This window comes from Aeromonas sp. BIGb0405 (genome assembly GCF_024807335.1).
Lineage (GTDB): Bacteria > Pseudomonadota > Gammaproteobacteria > Enterobacterales > Aeromonadaceae > Aeromonas > Aeromonas rivuli.
Genome location: NZ_JANUEP010000005.1, coordinates 195,752 through 213,157, shown reverse-complemented (window position 1 = coordinate 213,157; position 17,406 = coordinate 195,752). Strand labels below are relative to the sequence as shown.

16 protein-coding genes are annotated in these 17,406 nt (G+C 61.1%); 9 read left to right on the top strand and 7 right to left on the bottom strand.

Annotated features, from left to right (window positions below; translation table 11 throughout):
* Window positions 1–119 precede the first annotated feature (119 nt).
* Together lysE and M2366_RS13950 are read left to right on the top strand one after the other, a co-directional pair.
* Window positions 120–740: an L-lysine exporter gene (gene lysE, locus M2366_RS13955; protein WP_224431387.1), complete on the top strand. Its 621-nt coding sequence runs from the start codon at window positions 120–122 to the stop codon at window positions 738–740.
* A 114-nt stretch (window positions 741–854) separates the two neighbouring features.
* On the top strand, window positions 855–2,846 hold the full coding sequence (locus M2366_RS13950; RefSeq protein WP_259269994.1) for a bifunctional 2',3'-cyclic-nucleotide 2'-phosphodiesterase/3'-nucleotidase: 1,992 nt from the start codon (window positions 855–857) through the stop codon (window positions 2,844–2,846).
* Window positions 2,847–2,931: 85 nt separating this feature from the next.
* On the opposite strand, the gene M2366_RS13945 is transcribed toward M2366_RS13950, so the two are convergent.
* From M2366_RS13945 to hslR, 7 genes are all read right to left on the bottom strand, one after another.
* Window positions 2,932–3,396, bottom strand: a complete 465-nt coding sequence (locus M2366_RS13945) for a glycine zipper 2TM domain-containing protein (RefSeq protein ID WP_042044314.1) — start codon at window positions 3,394–3,396, stop codon at window positions 2,932–2,934.
* A 182-nt stretch (window positions 3,397–3,578) separates the two neighbouring features.
* Window positions 3,579–4,040: a GNAT family N-acetyltransferase gene (locus M2366_RS13940; protein ID WP_259269993.1), complete on the bottom strand. Its 462-nt coding sequence runs from the start codon at window positions 4,038–4,040 to the stop codon at window positions 3,579–3,581.
* 173 nt (window positions 4,041–4,213) lie between these two features.
* The gene (locus tag M2366_RS13935; RefSeq protein WP_259269992.1) at window positions 4,214–6,016 is read right to left on the bottom strand and encodes an aminopeptidase P family protein; all 1,803 of its coding nucleotides are present in this window, start codon (window positions 6,014–6,016) and stop codon (window positions 4,214–4,216) included.
* 34 nt (window positions 6,017–6,050) lie between these two features.
* Window positions 6,051–6,716, bottom strand: coding sequence for a GntR family transcriptional regulator (locus M2366_RS13930; RefSeq protein WP_042044312.1), 666 nt, complete (start codon window positions 6,714–6,716; stop codon window positions 6,051–6,053).
* Between the two features lie 165 nt (window positions 6,717–6,881).
* Window positions 6,882–8,507, bottom strand: a complete 1,626-nt coding sequence (pckA, locus tag M2366_RS13925; RefSeq protein ID WP_259237268.1) for a phosphoenolpyruvate carboxykinase (ATP) — start codon at window positions 8,505–8,507, stop codon at window positions 6,882–6,884.
* 148 nt (window positions 8,508–8,655) lie between these two features.
* On the bottom strand, window positions 8,656–9,540 hold the full coding sequence (hslO, locus tag M2366_RS13920; protein ID WP_042044310.1) for an Hsp33 family molecular chaperone HslO: 885 nt from the start codon (window positions 9,538–9,540) through the stop codon (window positions 8,656–8,658).
* 102 nt (window positions 9,541–9,642) lie between these two features.
* Window positions 9,643–10,041: a ribosome-associated heat shock protein Hsp15 gene (gene hslR / locus M2366_RS13915; protein WP_042044309.1), complete on the bottom strand. Its 399-nt coding sequence runs from the start codon at window positions 10,039–10,041 to the stop codon at window positions 9,643–9,645.
* Window positions 10,042–10,227: 186 nt separating this feature from the next.
* On the opposite strand from hslR, the gene exeC reads away from it, so the two are divergent.
* The 7 genes from exeC (at window position 10,228) to exeI (ending at window position 17,387) form a co-directional block, all read left to right on the top strand.
* Entirely contained in the window at window positions 10,228–11,094 is an 867-nt protein-coding gene (exeC, locus tag M2366_RS13910; RefSeq protein ID WP_224431382.1) for a GspC family type II secretion system variant ExeC, read from the top strand.
* 20 nt (window positions 11,095–11,114) lie between these two features.
* Window positions 11,115–13,148 carry a GspD family T2SS secretin variant ExeD gene (exeD, locus tag M2366_RS13905; RefSeq protein WP_259269991.1) on the top strand — a complete coding sequence of 678 codons (2,034 nt, stop codon included), beginning with the start codon at window positions 11,115–11,117 and terminating at the stop codon, window positions 13,146–13,148.
* Window positions 13,148–14,656: a type II secretion system ATPase GspE gene (gene gspE / locus M2366_RS13900; RefSeq protein ID WP_042044306.1), complete on the top strand. Its 1,509-nt coding sequence runs from the start codon at window positions 13,148–13,150 to the stop codon at window positions 14,654–14,656. Before exeD ends, gspE begins: the two co-directional genes overlap by 1 nt.
* 9 nt (window positions 14,657–14,665) lie before the next feature.
* On the top strand, window positions 14,666–15,886 hold the full coding sequence (gene exeF / locus M2366_RS13895) for a GspF family T2SS innner membrane protein variant ExeF (RefSeq protein WP_042044305.1): 1,221 nt from the start codon (window positions 14,666–14,668) through the stop codon (window positions 15,884–15,886).
* 76 nt (window positions 15,887–15,962) lie between these two features.
* Window positions 15,963–16,394, top strand: a complete 432-nt coding sequence (gene exeG, locus M2366_RS13890) for a GspG family T2SS major pseudopilin variant ExeG (RefSeq protein WP_259269990.1) — start codon at window positions 15,963–15,965, stop codon at window positions 16,392–16,394.
* 40 nt (window positions 16,395–16,434) lie between these two features.
* Complete coding sequence (gene exeH / locus M2366_RS13885; protein ID WP_259269989.1) at window positions 16,435–16,992, top strand: GspH family T2SS minor pseudopilin variant ExeH; 558 nt, start codon at window positions 16,435–16,437, stop codon at window positions 16,990–16,992.
* Window positions 16,993–17,003: 11 nt separating this feature from the next.
* Complete coding sequence (gene exeI, locus M2366_RS13880; RefSeq protein WP_259237280.1) at window positions 17,004–17,387, top strand: GspI family T2SS minor pseudopilin variant ExeI; 384 nt, start codon at window positions 17,004–17,006, stop codon at window positions 17,385–17,387.
* Window positions 17,388–17,406: the final 19 nt, after the last annotated feature.

Sequence of the window (17,406 nt, the reverse complement as noted above, 5' to 3'; positions counted from 1 at the left end):
TCACGTTCAGGTCGGAGCCCTTTTATTAAATTTTCGAATCAATGAGAAATTTAATGAATTTCTCTTAAATAACCCCATCTCGCATACTGCCGCCATCTTCACTGAGAGACCTTGAACCCATGATGGCGACCAGCTTGCAGGGCTTTGTATTAGGCCTTGCCATGATAATCCCAATCGGAGCCCAGAATGCCTTTGTGCTGAGCCGGGGCATTCACCGCAACCACCACCTGCTGACGGCGACACTCTGCTGCCTGTGCGATCTCGTGCTGATCGGGATTGGCGTATTCGGCGGCGCCAGCTTGCTGGCGGCCAATCCACTCGGACTGGCGCTGCTGACCTGGGGCGGCGTGTTATTCCTGAGCTGGTTTGGTGTGCGCTCCCTGCGCAGCGCCTGGCGCGGGCAGGGGGCGGCCCTGGCGGATTCGGCCCAACTGATGGGGGTCAGGAGCGTGCTGGCCATGACCCTGGGCGTCACCCTGCTCAACCCCCATGTGTACCTGGATACCCTGATGCTGCTCGGCTCCCTCGGCAGCCAGTTTGCCGAGGAGCTGCGACCGGCCTTCGCCGCGGGCGCCATGCTGGCATCCCTGGTCTGGTTCTATGGTCTGGCCTTTGGCGCGGCGGCACTTTCCCCTTGGCTTGCCCGGGGAAAGGTACAGCAAGCTATTGATGTTGTTGTGGGTTTAATCATGATTGCCCTGGCACTGCAGCTGGCGATTGGCGCACTGACGGCCTCATAAGGCTATTTTTGTGTCGAGCTTCATAAAAATGAGTCCAGGTTCCATCTGCTGACATATTCGTCTGTTAAATTCCCGTTGCTGGTAAAGCAATACTCATAATAAAAGGGAAAAACAGTGAATAAAGCCACGAAGCTGGGCGCTATCGCAGCCATTGTGCTGTTGTCTGCCTGCAGCAATGAAAATGACAGCAAGGCGCAGCCGGGAGCCGTCTCCCTGCGCCTGATCCAGACCTCCGACATCCACTCCAACGTGCTGGGGTATGACTACTACCAGAACAAGGAAGACCGCAAGTTCGGCCTCTCCCGTACCGCGCTGCTGATCCGCGCCGCCCGCGCCGAAAACCCCAACAGCCTGCTGCTCGACAACGGTGACCTGATCCAGGGTACGCCGCTGGCGGATTATATCTTCGAGCAGTCCGGCGCCGGTTACCTCGAGAAACAGGCCCACCCGGTGTTCAAGGTCATGAACGAGCTCGGTTATGACGCCGGCAACCTCGGCAACCACGAGTTCAACTACGGGCTGGAGTACCTCGGCAAGGTGTTGGCGGGGGCCAACTTCCCTTACGTGAACGCCAACGTGTTCGAGGCGGGTGCCTTCAAGCGCGATGCCAAGGGGCAAATCGACTGGAGCGGCAACAGGTTCACCCCCTATCTGCTGCTGGATCGCCAAGTGACCGATGACAAGGGTCAGTCCCAGACCATCAAGGTCGGCATCCTCGGACTGACGCCACCCCAGGTGCTGCAGTGGGACAAGCGTCATCTGGAAGGCAAGGTGGTGGTGGCCGACATGGTCGAGACCGCCAACCACTATGTGCCCGAGCTGCGCGCCAAGGGCGCCGATATCGTGGTAGTGGTCGCCCACACCGGTATCAACGCCAGCAGCTACGAGGCCATGATGGAGAACTCCGCCTGGCATCTGGCCAAGGTGAAGGGGGTGGATGCCCTGATGCTGGGTCATGCCCACAAGAACTTCCCGGGCGACTTCCCGGACTTGCCGGAGGTGGACAACCAGGCCGGTACCCTGAGCGGCATCCCGACCGTGATGCCCGGCTATTGGGGCAATCATCTGGGCATCATCGATCTCAAGCTGGAGCAGGTGAACGGCAAGTGGCAGGTGAAGCAGAGCCAGGCCAGCCTACGCAAGATTGACTCCAGCGAAGACAGCGCCGTGGATCAGCGGGTGGTCGATCTGGTGCAGACAGACCACGATGCCACCAACCAGTGGCTGGACGAGCCGCTGGGCAAGATAACCTCGCCCATTCACAGCTTCTTCGCCCTGGTGCAGGACGATCCTTCGGTGCAGCTGGTGAGCGATGCCCAGCGCCAACATGCCGAGCAGTTGCAACAAGACGGTCTGCTCAAGGAGTCCTACCCGATCCTGTCGGTGGCGGCCCCCTTCCGCGGCGGGCGTAACGGCATCAATGACTTCACCTATGTGGCCCAGGGGGACATCTCCCTGCGCAACGTCTCGGATCTCTACATCTACCCGAACACCCTGCAGGTGGTCGAGGTGAACGGGGCCACGGTCAAGGAGTGGCTGGAGATGAGTGCCGGCCAGTTCAACCGGATCGACACCGCCCAGAGCGGGGTGCAGTGGCTGGTGAACGAAAGTTTCCCCACCTACAACTTCGACGTGATCGATGGTGTGAACTACGAAGTGGATATCACCCAGCCGGCCCGTTACAGCAAGGAGGGCGCCAGGGTGAGTGACGGTCAGCGCATCAGCGGCCTCACCTTCAACGGCCAGCCGTTGGATCCGGCCCAGAAGTTCTACGTGGTGACCAACAACTACCGCGCCAGCGGCGGCGGTCACTTCCCGGGGATCGATGGCAGCAACATAGTGCATGAAGATCCCTTCGAGACGCGGGAGATCATCGCCCAGTACCTCAAGTCCCAGTCTGCTGCCAATCCGGCGGGCTTCAGCCCGGCAGCCAACAACAACTGGCACATGAAGGCGTTACCAGCGGGGGTTGACGTGCGGCTCTACTCCTCGCCGAGCGATGAGGCCAAGGCCCTGGCCGGTGCGGATCTTGAGTACCAGTCCACCCTGCCGATGGACGATGCCAAGCATCCCGGTTACGCCATCTACCGGCTGATCCGCCAGTAATTCAGGCGCGGTCGCAGACCCGTAAAAAAGCCCTCGCATGCGAGGGCTTTTTCTTTTGGAGCCACAGGCGGCTCCTCGGATTGCATCAGGGCACCACAGCCACGTTGACGCTGCCGTTGCCCTGGGTCAGCCGCACCTTGGCACCAGGCTGGAAGCTGGGATCGGCCTTTTGCACCACGACGATGGAACCGCCGTTATCTTGCTTGATCTCCAGCTCGACACCATCGACCTGATTGAGCTTGTCACCGGCGGCCTTGCCCGCGGCGGCACCCGCGATGGCCCCCCCTGCGGCAGCGATACTACGCCCGGTGCCCCCCCCAATGGTGCTGCCGAGCAGGCCGCCGACCACACCGCCTCCTATGGTGCCGAGGATGGAGTTCTCCTCCGCCTGGATCTTGACCGGACGGGTGGAGACGATGGTGCCGTAGTTGACGGTCTGCACTTGCTTGGCCCTGTCTTTGGTGTAGACATCGCCAGAATAGACATCGCTGTTGGCACAACCGGTGATGGCTGTGGCCAGCAGGGCGATGAGGGTCAGTCGTTGCAACATAATGGTTCTCCTGAATTTGACTACAAATTGGGCATCCTGGGTCACTCTACCCCTCTCTTCACCATGATGGCACCCTCAAAGTGTAACCAAGTATGTTGTATCCAAGCTGGCTCACTCCGAGGTCTTGGCAGGGGTTTTGGCATAGCTCCGTCAGCCTCTGTCGGATCGCGCTCTACTGCCTGTTACGGGGAGGGGGATGGGACTAGCTGGTGCTCGAGCAGGCACCTATCCTCCCCCGGTCCGAAGTAGGCGGGCTCCAGCGCCAGCTCGCGATAGCCGAGCCGCTCATAGAGGCGCCTGGCCGGATTGGCCGGATCGACGGTCAGTCGCACCTGCAGGCAACCTTGCGCCAGCAGTGCTTGCTCCAGATTGTCGATGATGGCTTTGGCCAGTCCGAGCCCGCGGGCCTGGGGCAGGACCGCCAGGGAGAGCAGCCAGCCCTGGGTTCTGTGCTGTCCCACGCCCCCCAAGCCGTAGCCGAGCAACTGCCCCTCGCGTTCGGCGACCAGCAGCAGTTCGGGCCACAGATCCATGGCCTGGCGAAAGAAGAAGTCGGGGTAGACGGCGTCGCCGAATACCTGGGATTCAATCTGCCAGATGGCATGCATGTCGGCCGGGGTGGCAAGTCTGAGGGTCGGGGTCATTGAGGCTCCGCTGGTTGGCGAGTGCGCGAGAAATGGTCGGCAAGGGTAGCCCTAGTCGAGAGGGGATTCAAGCGGCGGCGAGGTGGCGGTAAGTGTGGCGTTGTCTATGTGGCTGCCGGGGGCAAGAAACGAAACAGGGCCATGAGGCCCTGCTTTTATGAGGTTGACTGCAATCAGATGAGGTCGGTGGCCTGCTCCAGCCAGGCGAGATCCTCGCCTTCCAGCAAGGGGCTCAAGCGACGATAAACCTCGGCATGATACTCGTTGATCCAGCGGAACTCATCCTGGCTGAGCAGGCTGCGATCGATCAGGCGAATGTCGAACGGCACATAGGTCAGTCGCTCGAAGCCCAGCATGTCGAGCTCACCCTGACGGGGCAGTTCGATCACGATCTCCAGGTTCTCGCAGCGAATGCCGAACGCATCTTCCCGGTAGTAGCCGGGCTCGTTGGAGAGCACCATGCCCGGCATCAGCGGTACCAGACTGCCCTTGGGCGCGATGCGCTGGGGGCCTTCGTGCACGCTCAGGAAGTGGCCCACACCGTGGCCGGTACCATGGTCGTAGTTATACCCGGCCTGCCAGAGCGGCATGCGGGCCAGCACGTCGAGTTGGATGCCCGAGGTGCCGCGCGGGAAGCGAGCCTGATCCAGGGCGATATGACCCTGCAGCACGCGGGTGAACATGGCCTTGTGCTCCTCGGTCACCTCACCCACCTTGACGGTGCGGGTGATGTCGGTGGTGCCGTCCAGATATTGAGCCCCCGAGTCGACCAGATAGATGGCGTCCTGACCGAAGCCGCGTGGCACCCCGTTGGTATGGCGGTAGTGGCACATGGCGGCGTTGGGACCGAGCGCCGAAATGGTGTCGAAGCTGGGTTCGACATAGTGCAGCTGTTCCTTGCGAAACCCTTCGAGCTGATCCGCCAGGCTGGCTTCATCGACTCCGTCGAACTCACCGGAGACGATCAGGCGATCCAGCCAGGCGAGGAAACGGGTGACGGCCACCCCATCGCGCAGGTGGGCGGCACGCATGCCCGTCAGCTCAGTCTCGTTCTTGCAGGCCTTGGGCAGCATGGTGGGATCTTGACCCGCGACCAGGATGGCACCCGCCTCTTCCATGGTCAGTTGGGCCCAGGCGTTGGCGGTGTTGGGGTCGGCCAGGACTTTTTGTTGATCTTCACCGATGCGCTGGAGCAGGGCTCCCAACTTGTCGGTGGGGTAGACGGAGACATCCTGCCCCACATGCTGGCTGAAGGCGATGCAGTCGAGCTTGTCGGTATCGACGAAGAAATCCATGCTGGCGTTGGCATAGAGCACACCGAATCCCAGTACCACGGGCAGACGCTCGACATCGCGACCGCGCAGGTTGAGCAGCCAGTTGATGGGCTCGGCCTGGGTCAGCAGCACGGCGTCCAGACCACGCTTGCGCAGGTCGCTCGCCAGCAGCTCGCGCTTGGCCTGGCTGGATTGGCCGGCCAGCTCTTCGCTGTAGAACATGACGGGGTGCTTGCCGGGGGCGGGGCGGTCCAGCCAGTGCTGGTCGACGGGATTGTCGGTGATGGCGACGAGGGTGATGCCGCGCTCGCTCAGTTGGGCATTGGCATGCTGGTACCAGGTCAGGCTGTGCAGACGGGGATCGAAGCCGACCCGGTTGCCCGGCTCAAGTTGATCCGCCAACCAGCTGACATGGGGATCCTCATTGAGGTGCAAGAAGCTGAAGAGGTGGGCCGGGGTCTGCATCCGGGCCTGGACAGTGTAGCGACCATCGACGAAGAGTGCGGCCTGCTTGGCCAGGATGATGGCCAGACCCGCCGAACCATTGAAGCCGGTCAGCCAGTCCAGGCGCTCGGCGTGGGCCGGAATGTACTCCCCCAGATGTTCGTCATCGTGGGGCACTATGAACGCGTCCAGTTCCTGCTGGGCCAGGGTGGTCCTGATTTGGGCGACGCGGGTTTCAATGATCTCGAAATGGTTCATGTCGTAATTGCCAGATAGTTGTTCGATGAGCGGTTCAGCCGGGCTGACCGTGGCTGAGGATCTGTCCGATGGACAGGCCTGCCGCCTGTATATGCTGCTTGAGCAGCACGGCAGCCTCGTGTTTTCGCCTCGCCCGGCACAGGGCCAGCAGTTCGGCATGTTCGCGCTCCGCCTTGTCTACACCACCTTGGGCAAACAGCAGCTCGAAGCGCACGTAACGGTCGCAACTCAGATTGATTTGGGCGATCAGCTCCATGGCCTGGGGGCGATTGGCGGCCTGATAGAGGGTGGCATGGAAGCTGTGATTGAGCTGGGCCCAATGTTCGACCCGGGTCCCTGACTCGAGTGCGGCATCGAACTGATCGAGAATGGCCTGGGCGTTGACGAAGGTCTCCTCCGTCATCAGATCGACGGCGTGAAACAGGGTATCGGCTTCCAGCAGGGCTCGCAAATAAAAGAGCTCGGCCACGGACTCGCTATCGAGTCGGGTGACCACGGCGCCGCGATGGGGTTCGAACTTGACCAGCCCCTGAGCCTCCAGCTGCATCAGGGCCTCCCGCACCGGAATGCGGCTGACCGCCAGCTCCTTGGCGATGGCGTCCTGGCGCAAGGGGGCGCCGGCCGGGAAGTCTCCGCGCAGTATCCTGGCTCTGAGGTTGTCCATCACCATCTGGGTGCGGGTCTTGTAGATAGGCGTCATGGTTGTGTCATGGGGGCAGGTTGCAAAATTGTATATTGTATAAAGTTTGGCTGAATCTAACGCGCTCGCGCCGGCAAGGCAAGGTGGCGCTGGACCAATTGCCAGATGTTGGTCAAAAAAATACCGGCCAGCAGAGCTGACCGGTATGGCAGTGCGGTGGGGCTGTTACAGCTGAGGGCCTGCGGCTACCAGCTGTTTGCCTTCGTCGTTATCGGTGAAGCGTTCAAAGTTCTTGATGAAGCGCATCCCCAAGTCCTGAGCCTTCTCATCCCACTGGGCGACCTCGGCATAGGTATCGCGAGGATCCAGTATGGCCGGGTTGACGCCGGGCAGGGCGGTCGGGATTTCCAGGTTGAAGATGGGCAGCATCTTGGTCTGCGCCTGCTCGATGGAGCCATCCAGGATGGCGTCGATGATGGCGCGGGTGTCCTTGATGGAGATGCGTTTGCCGGTGCCGTTCCAGCCGGTGTTGACCAGGTAGGCCTCGGCGCCGGATGCTTCCATCCGCTTGACCAGTTCCTGACCGTACTTGGTCGGGTGCAGGCTGAGGAAGGCCGCACCGAAGCAGGAGGAGAAGGTCGGGGTCGGTTCTGTGATGCCACGCTCGGTACCGGCCAGTTTGGCGGTGAAGCCGGACAGGAAGTGGTACTTGGTCTGTGCCTTGGTCAGCTTGGAGACCGGGGGCAGCACGCCGAAGGCATCGGCCGTCAGGAAGATCACCTTGTTGGCGTGACCGGCCTTGGAGACCGGCTTGACGATGTTCTCGATGTGATAGAGGGGGTAGGAGACCCGGGTGTTCTCGGTGCGGGAACCATCATCGAAGTCGATGGTGCCGTCTTCGGCCACGGTCACGTTCTCCAGCAGGGCGTCGCGACGGATGGCGTTGAAGATGTCCGGCTCGGCCTCCTTGGAGAGCTTGATGGTCTTGGCGTAGCAACCCCCTTCGAAGTTGAACACGCCGTCGTCATCCCAGCCGTGCTCGTCATCGCCGATAAGCGCACGCTTGGGATCGGTGGAGAGGGTGGTCTTGCCGGTGCCGGAGAGGCCGAAGAAGATGGCCACGTCGCCCTCCTGACCCACGTTGGCGGAGCAGTGCATGGAGGCGATGCCGCGCAGGGGCAGGAAGTAGTTCATCATGGAGAACATGCCCTTCTTCATCTCGCCACCGTACCAGGTGCCGCCGATGAGCTGGATCTTCTCGGTGAGGTTGAAGGCGACGAAGTTCTCGGAGTTGAGACCCTGCTCCTGCCAGTTCGGGTTGGTGCATTTGGCACCGTTCATCACCACGAAGTCAGCCTTGAACGTCTTCAGCTCGGCCTCGCTGGGGCGGATGAACATGTTTTTGACGAAGTGGGCCTGCCAGGCCACCTCTGTGATGACACGCACCGCCAGACGGGTGTCCGGGTTGGCACCGCAGTAGCCATCGATGACAAACAGTCGCTTGCCACTGAGCTGTTTGGTCACCAGGGATTTTAGATGTGACCAGACTTCCGGGCTCAGTGCCTTGTTATCGTTCTTGCCCTGGTCAGACCACCACACAGTATTCTGGGTAGTGGCGTCCTTGACGATATATTTATCTTTCGGGGAGCGGCCGGTAAAGATACCGGTATTGACATTGACGGCGCCCAATTCAGTTACTGTACCGCGTTCGAATCCTTCCAGGTCTGGGCGAGTCTCTTCTGCGAAAAGCTGCTCATAGGAGGGGTTACGCAGGATTTCTACGGCGTTATGGATGCCATATTGCTCCAGTTGTAACTGTTGGGCCAGGGTGGGTTCTGCCACTATTGTCATTGTATTCTCCTGGGTTCAGAGGTGTGTAGGGTTCTATCTGGCATCAACTCTACCACTTAGGTGGTAGAATTTAGCGACCTTCATCAAACTTTATAAAGTAGGGTATTTTTTTGTTATTTAAGTTAAAGGCGGGTTTCCCCGCCTTCATTTAGTGTAACTGGTTTGTATCATTACCGGGAGCCCCGCTGAACAGGGTTTCGACATCGATCGCATCAAAGGGATACTGGGCGCCGCAATAGTCGCAGTGCATCTCGATCTTGCCCTGCTCCTGCAGCATCTCCAGCACTTCTGCCTTCTCTACCTGCAACAGGGCACCCTCGCAGCGCTCCCGCGAGCAGGTGCAGCGGAAGGCGACGGCCTGGGGATCGAACACGCGCACCTTGTCCTGGTGATAGAGGCGATAGAGGATCTCTTCGGCCTCCAGACCGAACAGCTCTTCATCCTTGATGGTGCTGGTGAGCTGGGTCAGGTGGTCGAAGTCGATGCTGTGATCCTCACTCTGGGATGGCAGCTCCTGCAGCAGTATGCCGGCGGCGCGGGGTTGGCCCTCATGGTGTCCGGTGCGGATCCAGAGCTTGGTGGCGAGCTGTTCGGATTGGGCGAAATACTGCTCCAGGCAGCCGGCCAGGGTATCGGCCTCCAGGGCAACGATGCCTTGATAGCGCTCACCCTGCTCGGGGGTGATGGTGATGACCAGCTGGCCGTTACCTATCAGGCTCTGCAGTTTGCCATCGCTGGGCAGCTCCCCTTCATGACGGGCGACACCGCGCAGCTGCTGGTTGTTGTCGCCATTGATGACGGCCAGACGCACCGGGCCATCCCCTTGCAATTGCACGGTAATGGAGCCTTCGAACTTGAGGGTGGCAGTGAGCAGGCTGGTGGCGACCAGCAGTTCGCCCAGCAGCTGTTGTACCTGAACCGGATAGCTCTGCGCCTCGATCACGTGGCGATAGGTGCTATCCAGCTGGACCAGCTCACCCCGCACTTCGTACTCTTCAAACAGATAGCGATACAGCAGATCTTGGTGACTCATCTCATCTTCCTTCGGGGTGGTAATAGGTTGGGCACCCGGCATCTTGGGTCGGGTGTGAACTTTCTGGCGTGCATGTCGTCATACAGGGGTCATGGACTCAGGTCAGTATTGCTTTACCCGGATCAGCTGGCGGCGCTCCTGCTTGTCGGGGCGACGCTCGGGGCTGGGCGCAAACTGGCTGTTGAAGCGGCGCGCCTCGGCATTATCGGCCCGGCGTTTGAGGCTCTCGGGGGTCTCTTCATACATCAGTTGGGCGAGGGGGGCCGATTTGCGCTGCTCGCTCAGGGTGAGCACTCGCACCTCCCGCTCATCCTGACCCTGCCAGAAACGGATCAGGGCGCCGAGCTCGACCGCCTTGCCGGGTTTGCTGCGCTGGCCGTTATAGTGCACCTTGCCCCCTTCGATCTGCTCCCGTGCCAGACTGCGGCTCTTGTAGAAGCGGGCGGCCCATAGCCACTTGTCCAGACGCAGGGAGGATTCGGGCGAAACGGCTTTACTCATGACGGATTCCGACGATGTGACATGGTGACCGATTATACCAGAGCCGGGGCCCTGGATTGAATCCGGGCTGCATTGGAGTGATGGCACGAGCATTTTTGACCATCTTGCGCTTTAGGTCAGTTGTCTCAGGCGCCATTGCCGTACACAATGGCGGACCGATTTGGATAGAAAATTATTTTGAGAAACATGACGCTACCGTTCAGGGATGACTTGCTGTCTGCCTTGCTTGCCCAGGGCAAGCGGCTGCCCCTTGCCCGTCTCAGCCACTGGTTGTTCTGGGGACTCTTGCTGCTGCTGGCTCACCAGTGCGCCGGTTTGACCTGGCGCCTGTTCTCGTTGGCGAGTCCGGAGCCGCAGACTGCCTGGCAACCCCGCACGGGCGTGGCGGAGACGGCGAGTCAGGGCACTGATCTGGCGCCTCTCACTCGCCTGGGTCTGTTTGGTCGTGCGGAGCAAATCCAGGCCCAGGCCCAGGTGGCGGCCGATGCCCCCAAGACCCAGCTCAATGCCCAGCTCAACGGGGTACTGGCGAGCTCCAATGCCGCCAAATCCATCGCCATCATCGCCCATAACGGCACCCAGAACTCCTACGGTATTGGTGACTACATAGATGGTACCCAGGCCCGGCTGCGACAGATTTTTGCCGATCGCGTCATCATAGCGCGCAACAGTCGTGATGAGACCCTGATGCTCGATGGTGAAGAGTACGGCAAGCCGTTGCCAGCCAAGGGCAACGCGACAGACAAGTTGGGCGAGGTGCGTGGCGAGCTGATGAGCAATCCGGGCAAACTCACCGATTACCTCAATATATCCCCGGTCCGGGTTGATGGCCGCATGGCGGGCTATCGCCTCAACCCTGGGCGGGATCCTGAACTCTTTAACCAGCTCGGCCTGGTCGCCAATGACCTGGCCGTCAGTATCAATGGGCTCGACCTGCGCGACAATGCTCAGGCGATGCAAGCAATGCAGCAGGTGGCGAGTGCCACCGAGATGACAGTGACAGTCGAACGGCAAGGACAGCTGTATGACGTCTATGTCGGCTTGTCAGAATAATGATCCGGAGTAGTGCACGCATGAGAAATAAAGGGAAAGGCTGGCGCCTGGCGTCTGTGGCGGCGGCCTTGCTGATGACGGGATCCGTCTGGGCGACCGAGTATTCGGCCAGCTTCAAGAATGCAGAGATCGAAGAGTTCATCAACACAGTTGGTAAAAACCTCAACAAAACCATAATCATAGAGCCATCAGTGCGCGGCAAGATCAATGTGCGCAGCTACGATCTGCTCAACGAGGATCAGTACTACCAATTCTTCCTGAGCGTGCTGGATGTGTACGGTTTCGCCGTGGTGCCCATGAACAACGGGGTGCTCAAGGTGGTGCGTGCCAAGGACGCCAAGACCTCGGCCATTCCCGTGGTCGACGACCGTAACCCCGGGATTGGCGACGAGATGGTGACCCGGGTGGTCCCGGTGCACAATGTCTCGGTGCGCGAGCTTGCTCCCCTGCTGCGTCAGCTCAATGACAACGCGGGCGGCGGTAACGTGGTGCATTACGAGCCCTCCAACGTGCTGCTGATCACCGGCCGCGCCGCCGTGGTCAACCGCCTGGTCGAGGTGGTGCGCCGGGTCGACAAGGCGGGCAATCAGGATGTGGACATCATCAAGTTGAGATATGCCTCCGCTGGCGAGATGGTGCGTCTGGTGAGCAACCTCAACAAGGATGGTGCGGCCCAGGGGGGCAACGCCGGCTTCCAGCTCACTCCCAAGGTGGTGGCGGATGAGCGCACCAACTCTGTGGTGGTGAGTGGTGAGCCCAAGGCGCGGGCGCGTATCATACAGATGGTGCATCAGCTCGATCGGGATCTGCAGAGTCAGGGCAATACCCGGGTCTTCTACCTGAAATATGGCAAGGCCAAGGATCTGGTGGATGTGCTCAAGGGCGTCAGCTCCAGCATCGAGGCCGACAAGAAGGGCAATGCCGCAGGTGCCACGGCTGGCACCAGCATAGGCGGCGGTCAGCTGGCCATCTCGGCGGATGAGACCACCAATGCCCTGGTGATCACCGCTCAACCGGACGTCATGGCCGAGCTGGAGCAGGTGATCGCTAAGCTCGACATCCGCCGGGCTCAGGTGCTGGTCGAAGCCATCATCGTCGAGGTGCAGGACGGCGATGGCCTCAATCTCGGGGTGCAGTGGGGCAATGCCAATGGCGGCGGTACCCAGTTTACCAATACCGGCTTGCCGATAGGGCCTGCCATCATCGCGGGCAAGGATTACAAGGACAACGGCAATACCGAGGGGCTGGAGAACCTGCTGGGTGGCTTCAGTGGCATGGCTGCCGGTTTCTACAAAGGGGACTGGGCCATGCTGGTGACGGCGCTCTCCACCAATACCAAGAACGATATCCTCTCGACCCCGAGCATCGTCACCATGGACAACAAGGAGGCGTCGTTCAACGTGGGTCAGGAGGTGCCGGTACAGACCGGCTCCCAGAGTTCCACCTCGGGAGACAACATCTTCAACACCATAGAGCGCAAGACGGTGGGCACCAAGCTGGTGGTCACTCCCCAGATCAACGAAGGGGACTCCGTGCTGCTCAACATCGAGCAGGAGGTTTCCAGCGTCGCCCAGGCTCAGGCTGCGGGTACGGCCGATCTTGGCCCCACCTTCGACACCCGTACCGTCAAGAACGCCGTGCTGGTGAAGAGTGGCGAAACCGTGGTGCTGGGTGGTCTGATGGATGAGCAGACCAAGGAGCAGGTCTCCAAGGTGCCCATCCTCGGCGACATCCCAGTGCTGGGTTATCTGTTCCGATCCACCTCCAACACCACGGCCAAACGCAACCTGATGATCTTCATCCGGCCGACCATATTGCGCGATGCCAATGTCTATTCCGGCATCTCCAGCAGCAAGTACACCCTGTTCCGGGCCGAGCAGCTGGATCGCGCGGCGCAAGAGGGCTACCTCACCTCGCCACCGCGCCAGGTGTTACCCGAATATGGCCAGGACATCATGGTCTCCCCCGAGGTCCAGAGGCAGATCCAGGCCATGAAGAGCCAGCAGCAGGCCACGGCAGCGAGCGTGCAACCCTTCGTGCAGAGCAAGCCCTGATGGCGGCCTATCAGCTTGATGGCAGCGAACTGTCGGCCCCCCTGCCCGAGCTGCCCTTCGCCTTTGCCCGCAACTTCGGGGTGATCCTGACCGAGCGGGCCGGTGCCCCCGTGCTGATCTGCCGGCCCGGGGTCAGCCCCCAGACCCTGCTCGAGGTGCAGCGGGTGGCGGGTGCCACTTTCGCTGTCGAGCAGATAGAGGGCGAGGCGTTCGAGCAGTTGCTGATGGCCCACTACCAGCGCGACTCCTCCGAGGCGCGTCAGCTGATGGAAGATCTCGGTAACGAGATGGACTTCTTCGCCCTGGCCGAAGAGCTGCCCCAGAGCGAGGACTTGCTCGACGCCGATGACGACGCGCCCATCATTCGCCTCATCAACGCCATGTTGAGCGAGGCGATAAAAGAGGAGGCGTCCGACATCCACATCGAGACCTTCGAGCGGGTGCTGGTGATCCGTTTTCGCATCGATGGCGTGCTGCGGGAGATCCTGCGCCCCCATCGCAAGCTGGCCTCCTTGCTGGTGTCGCGCATCAAGGTCATGTCGCGCATGGACATCGCCGAGAAGCGTCTGCCTCAGGATGGCCGCATCTCATTGCGCATCGGTGGCCGGGCGGTGGACGTGCGGGTCTCGACCATGCCGTCCAGCTACGGCGAGCGGGTGGTATTGCGACTGCTCGACAAGAACAACATTCGCCTCGAGCTCAAGCAGCTCGGCATGACGCTGGCCAATCGCAACATCATCAGCGAGCTCATTCGCAAACCCCACGGCATCATTCTGGTGACGGGGCCGACCGGTTCGGGCAAGTCCACCACCCTCTATGCGGCGCTCTCGGAGATCAACTCCCGGGATCGCAACATCCTCACTGTTGAGGATCCCATCGAATATGACCTGGAAGGGGTCGGCCAGACCCAGGTCAACGCCAAGGTCGACATGACCTTCGCCCGTGGCCTGCGCGCCATCTTGCGTCAGGATCCGGACGTGGTCATGGTGGGGGAGATCCGGGATCTGGATACCGCCCAGATAGCGGTACAGGCGTCGCTCACCGGCCACCTGGTGATGTCGACCCTGCACACCAATACCGCCATTGGCGCCATCACCCGGATGCGAGACATGGGCATAGAGCCCTTCCTGCTCTCCTCCTCCCTGCTGGCGGTGCTTGCGCAACGATTGGTACGTACCCTCTGTCCCGACTGCAAGGAGGCGCGTCCGGTCACGGAGCAAGAGCTGGCATTGATGCGCATCGAGGGCCTGGACAGGGCCAGTCAGCTCTGGCATCCGGTGGGGTGCGAACAGTGCAACCACACCGGCTACCGTGGCCGGACCGGCATCCATGAACTGGTGGTGGTCGATGAGGCGGTGCGCGAGGCGGTTCACAGTGCGAGCGGTGAGCTCGCCATCGAGCGGTTGATCCGCCCCCACACCCCCAGCATTCGCCGCGACGGTATCGACAAAGTGCTCCAGGGGCAGACCAGCCTGGAAGAAGTGCTGCGTGTGACTCGGGAAGATTGAGGATAGGACGTGGCAGCATTCGAATATAAGGCCCTGGATGACAAGGGGCGCCAGAAGCAGGGGGTGACCGAGGGTGACTCGGCGCGCCAGGTGCGTCAGCAACTGCGCGAGCAGGGGCTGACCCCGCTCGAGGTGAGTGAAACCACCGAGAAGGCCAAGCGTGAGGCAGGCCAGTTCCGACTGTTTCGCCGTGGCGCCAGTACCGCCGAGCTGGCACTGATCACCCGCCAGCTGGCGACCCTGGTGGGGGCGGGTCTCACCATAGAGGAGGCGCTCAAGGCGGTCTCCCAGCAGTGTGAGAAGGCCCATCTCAGCAGCCTGGTGGCGACAGTGCGTGGCCGGGTGGTGGAGGGTTACAGTCTGGCCGATTCGCTTGGCGCCTTCCCCCATGTGTTCGATCAGCTGTTCCGCTCCATGGTGGCGGCCGGGGAGAAATCCGGCCACCTGGAGAAGGTGCTCAACCGGCTCGCCGATTACACCGAACAGCGCCAGCATATGCGCACCAAGCTGATGCAGGCGATGATCTACCCCATGGTGTTGACCCTGGTCGCGGTGGGGGTCATCTCCATCTTGCTGACCGCCGTGGTGCCCAAGGTGGTTGCCCAGTTTGAACATATGGGGCAGCAGCTGCCCGCGACCACGCGCTTCCTGATCGGCACCAGCGAACTGATGCAGAACTATGGCCTCTGGTTCCTGCTGTTGATCTTCCTGGGTGGTTTCGTCTGGCGTTGGTGGCTGGGGGATGCGCTGCGCCGTCGCCATTGGCACGGGATCCTGCTGCGTCTGCCGGTGATTGGCCGGGTCAGCCGCGGCCTCAATACTGCCCGTTTTGCCCGCACCCTGAGCATCCTCAATGCCAGCGCCGTGCCGCTCATCGAGGGGATGAAGATCTCCGGCGAAGTGCTCTCCAATGACTTCGCCCGGGCCCGCATCCTCGAGGCCACCGAACGGGTGCGCGAGGGGACCAGTCTGCGCAAGTCTCTGAATGAAACCAAAATATTTCCGCCCATGATGCTGCACATGATCGCCTCCGGCGAGCAGAGCGGCGAGCTCGACAGCATGCTGGAGCGGGCGGCGGACAACCAGGATCGGGAGTTTGAAAGCCAGGTCAACATCGCCCTTGGCGTGTTCGAACCCATGCTGGTGGTCTCCATGGCCGGGGTGGTGCTCTTTATCGTGATGTCGATCCTGCAGCCCATCCTGGAATTGAACAACATGGTCAATATGTAACGGGATCCGCCCGCCGGGTCTCACTATGGTCAATCGCTGATGGTACAGACCATCTTATTTTGTGAGGGAGTAAGTCATGCATAAGCGTCGTCAATCGGGTTTCACCCTGCTGGAAGTCATGGTGGTCATCGTCATCCTGGGGATACTGGCCAGCCTGGTGGTGCCCAACCTGATGGGAAACAAGGAAAAAGCCGATCAGCAGAAGGCGGTCTCCGACATAGTGGCGCTGGAAAACGCCCTCGACATGTACAAGCTGGACAACAATCGCTACCCGACCACCGAGCAGGGTCTGGATGCCCTGGTCAATAAACCGAGCTCGGCCCCCGAGCCGCGCAGCTACCGGGAAGGGGGCTATATCAAGCGCCTGCCGCAAGATCCCTGGAGCAATCCTTATCAGCTGCTCAGCCCAGGCCAATTCGGCAAGCTCGACGTCTTCTCCATGGGGCAAGATGGCGAAGCGGGCACCGATGACGACATCGGCAACTGGAATCTGAAGGACTTCCAGTAAGTGCTTGTACTGCCATCCAGGTGCTGTGGATGAGGCTGGCGTGATCGGCGCGTCGTCTCGTCATCGCCAAGCCGGCTTCACCCTGCTGGAAGTGTTGCTGGTCGCCATGTTGATGGGACTGGTGGCCACCGCCGTTACCCTCAGCATGGGCGGCGCCAAGGGGGATCGCGAGCTGGACAAGCAGGCGCGTCGCTTCATGGCCGTCCTGCAGCAAGCCCAGGAGCAGGCCGTGATGGATGGTCGTCTGCTGGGCTTGCGCCTCGAGGATCACGGCTGGCAATTCATGGTGCGCCAAGGCAAGGATCGCAACTGGACGGCCCTGGGTGATGACAAGGTGCTGGGGCCGGTGCAGCTGCCGGAGGATATCCAGCTCGGCGTCGAACTGGGCGGTTTGGCCTGGCAGCCGGATGAAGACGAACGAGGGGAGGACGACAAGGTGGCCAGCCCCCAGGTGTTTATCTTTCCCGGTGACGAGCTGACCCCCTTCGTGCTGACCTTCACTCAGCAGGTCGATGAGGAGCGCTACTTCCGTGTGGTGTGGGCCGATGAGTTTGGCAATCTCACCCTGGATAGCGATCGGCCTGAGGAAGAGCAATGAGGACGCCGCGCATGGCGCTGCGCCATGGTGGGCTTCGCCAGGCCAGGGGCATGACTCTGCTCGAGGTGATGGTGGCCCTGGTGGTGTTTGCCATCGCCGGGCTGGCGGTGATGAAGACGGCGAGCGAACACCTCTCCGGGCTCAGCTATCTGGAACAGAAGACCCTGGCGACCTGGGTTGTCCAGAACCAGCTGGTGCAGCAGCGACTCGAAGGTTCCTGGCCGAGCGACAGCTGGGTCGAGGGGGATGAAGAGATGGCGGGACAGCGCTGGTATTGGCGTTATCGCGGTGTCGCTACCGCCGACAGCAACTTCAAGGCACTGGATCTGGAGGTGCGTACCGCCCCCAAATCCGAGAGTCCCGTGGCCATGATGCGCACCTATGTCAGCCGCTAAACGACCCGCTCGCGGTGCC

Excerpts from the sequence above, each read along its gene's own strand:
- lysE (WP_224431387.1), top strand. The coding sequence starts at position 120 with ATGATGGCGACCAGCTTGCAGGGCTTTGTATTAGGCCTTGCCATGATA.
- M2366_RS13945 (WP_042044314.1), bottom strand. The coding sequence starts at position 3,396 with ATGTTGCAACGACTGACCCTCATCGCCCTGCTGGCCACAGCCATCACC.
- M2366_RS13940 (WP_259269993.1), bottom strand. The coding sequence starts at position 4,040 with ATGACCCCGACCCTCAGACTTGCCACCCCGGCCGACATGCATGCCATC.
- M2366_RS13935 (WP_259269992.1), bottom strand. The coding sequence starts at position 6,016 with ATGAACCATTTCGAGATCATTGAAACCCGCGTCGCCCAAATCAGGACC.
- M2366_RS13930 (WP_042044312.1), bottom strand. The coding sequence starts at position 6,716 with ATGACGCCTATCTACAAGACCCGCACCCAGATGGTGATGGACAACCTC.
- pckA (WP_259237268.1), bottom strand. The coding sequence starts at position 8,507 with ATGACAATAGTGGCAGAACCCACCCTGGCCCAACAGTTACAACTGGAG.
- hslO (WP_042044310.1), bottom strand. The coding sequence starts at position 9,540 with ATGAGTCACCAAGATCTGCTGTATCGCTATCTGTTTGAAGAGTACGAA.
- hslR (WP_042044309.1), bottom strand. The coding sequence starts at position 10,041 with ATGAGTAAAGCCGTTTCGCCCGAATCCTCCCTGCGTCTGGACAAGTGG.
- exeC (WP_224431382.1), top strand. The coding sequence starts at position 10,228 with ATGACGCTACCGTTCAGGGATGACTTGCTGTCTGCCTTGCTTGCCCAG.
- exeD (WP_259269991.1), top strand. The coding sequence starts at position 11,115 with ATGAGAAATAAAGGGAAAGGCTGGCGCCTGGCGTCTGTGGCGGCGGCC.
- gspE (WP_042044306.1), top strand. The coding sequence starts at position 13,148 with ATGGCGGCCTATCAGCTTGATGGCAGCGAACTGTCGGCCCCCCTGCCC.
- exeG (WP_259269990.1), top strand. The coding sequence starts at position 15,963 with ATGCATAAGCGTCGTCAATCGGGTTTCACCCTGCTGGAAGTCATGGTG.
- exeI (WP_259237280.1), top strand. The coding sequence starts at position 17,004 with ATGGCGCTGCGCCATGGTGGGCTTCGCCAGGCCAGGGGCATGACTCTG.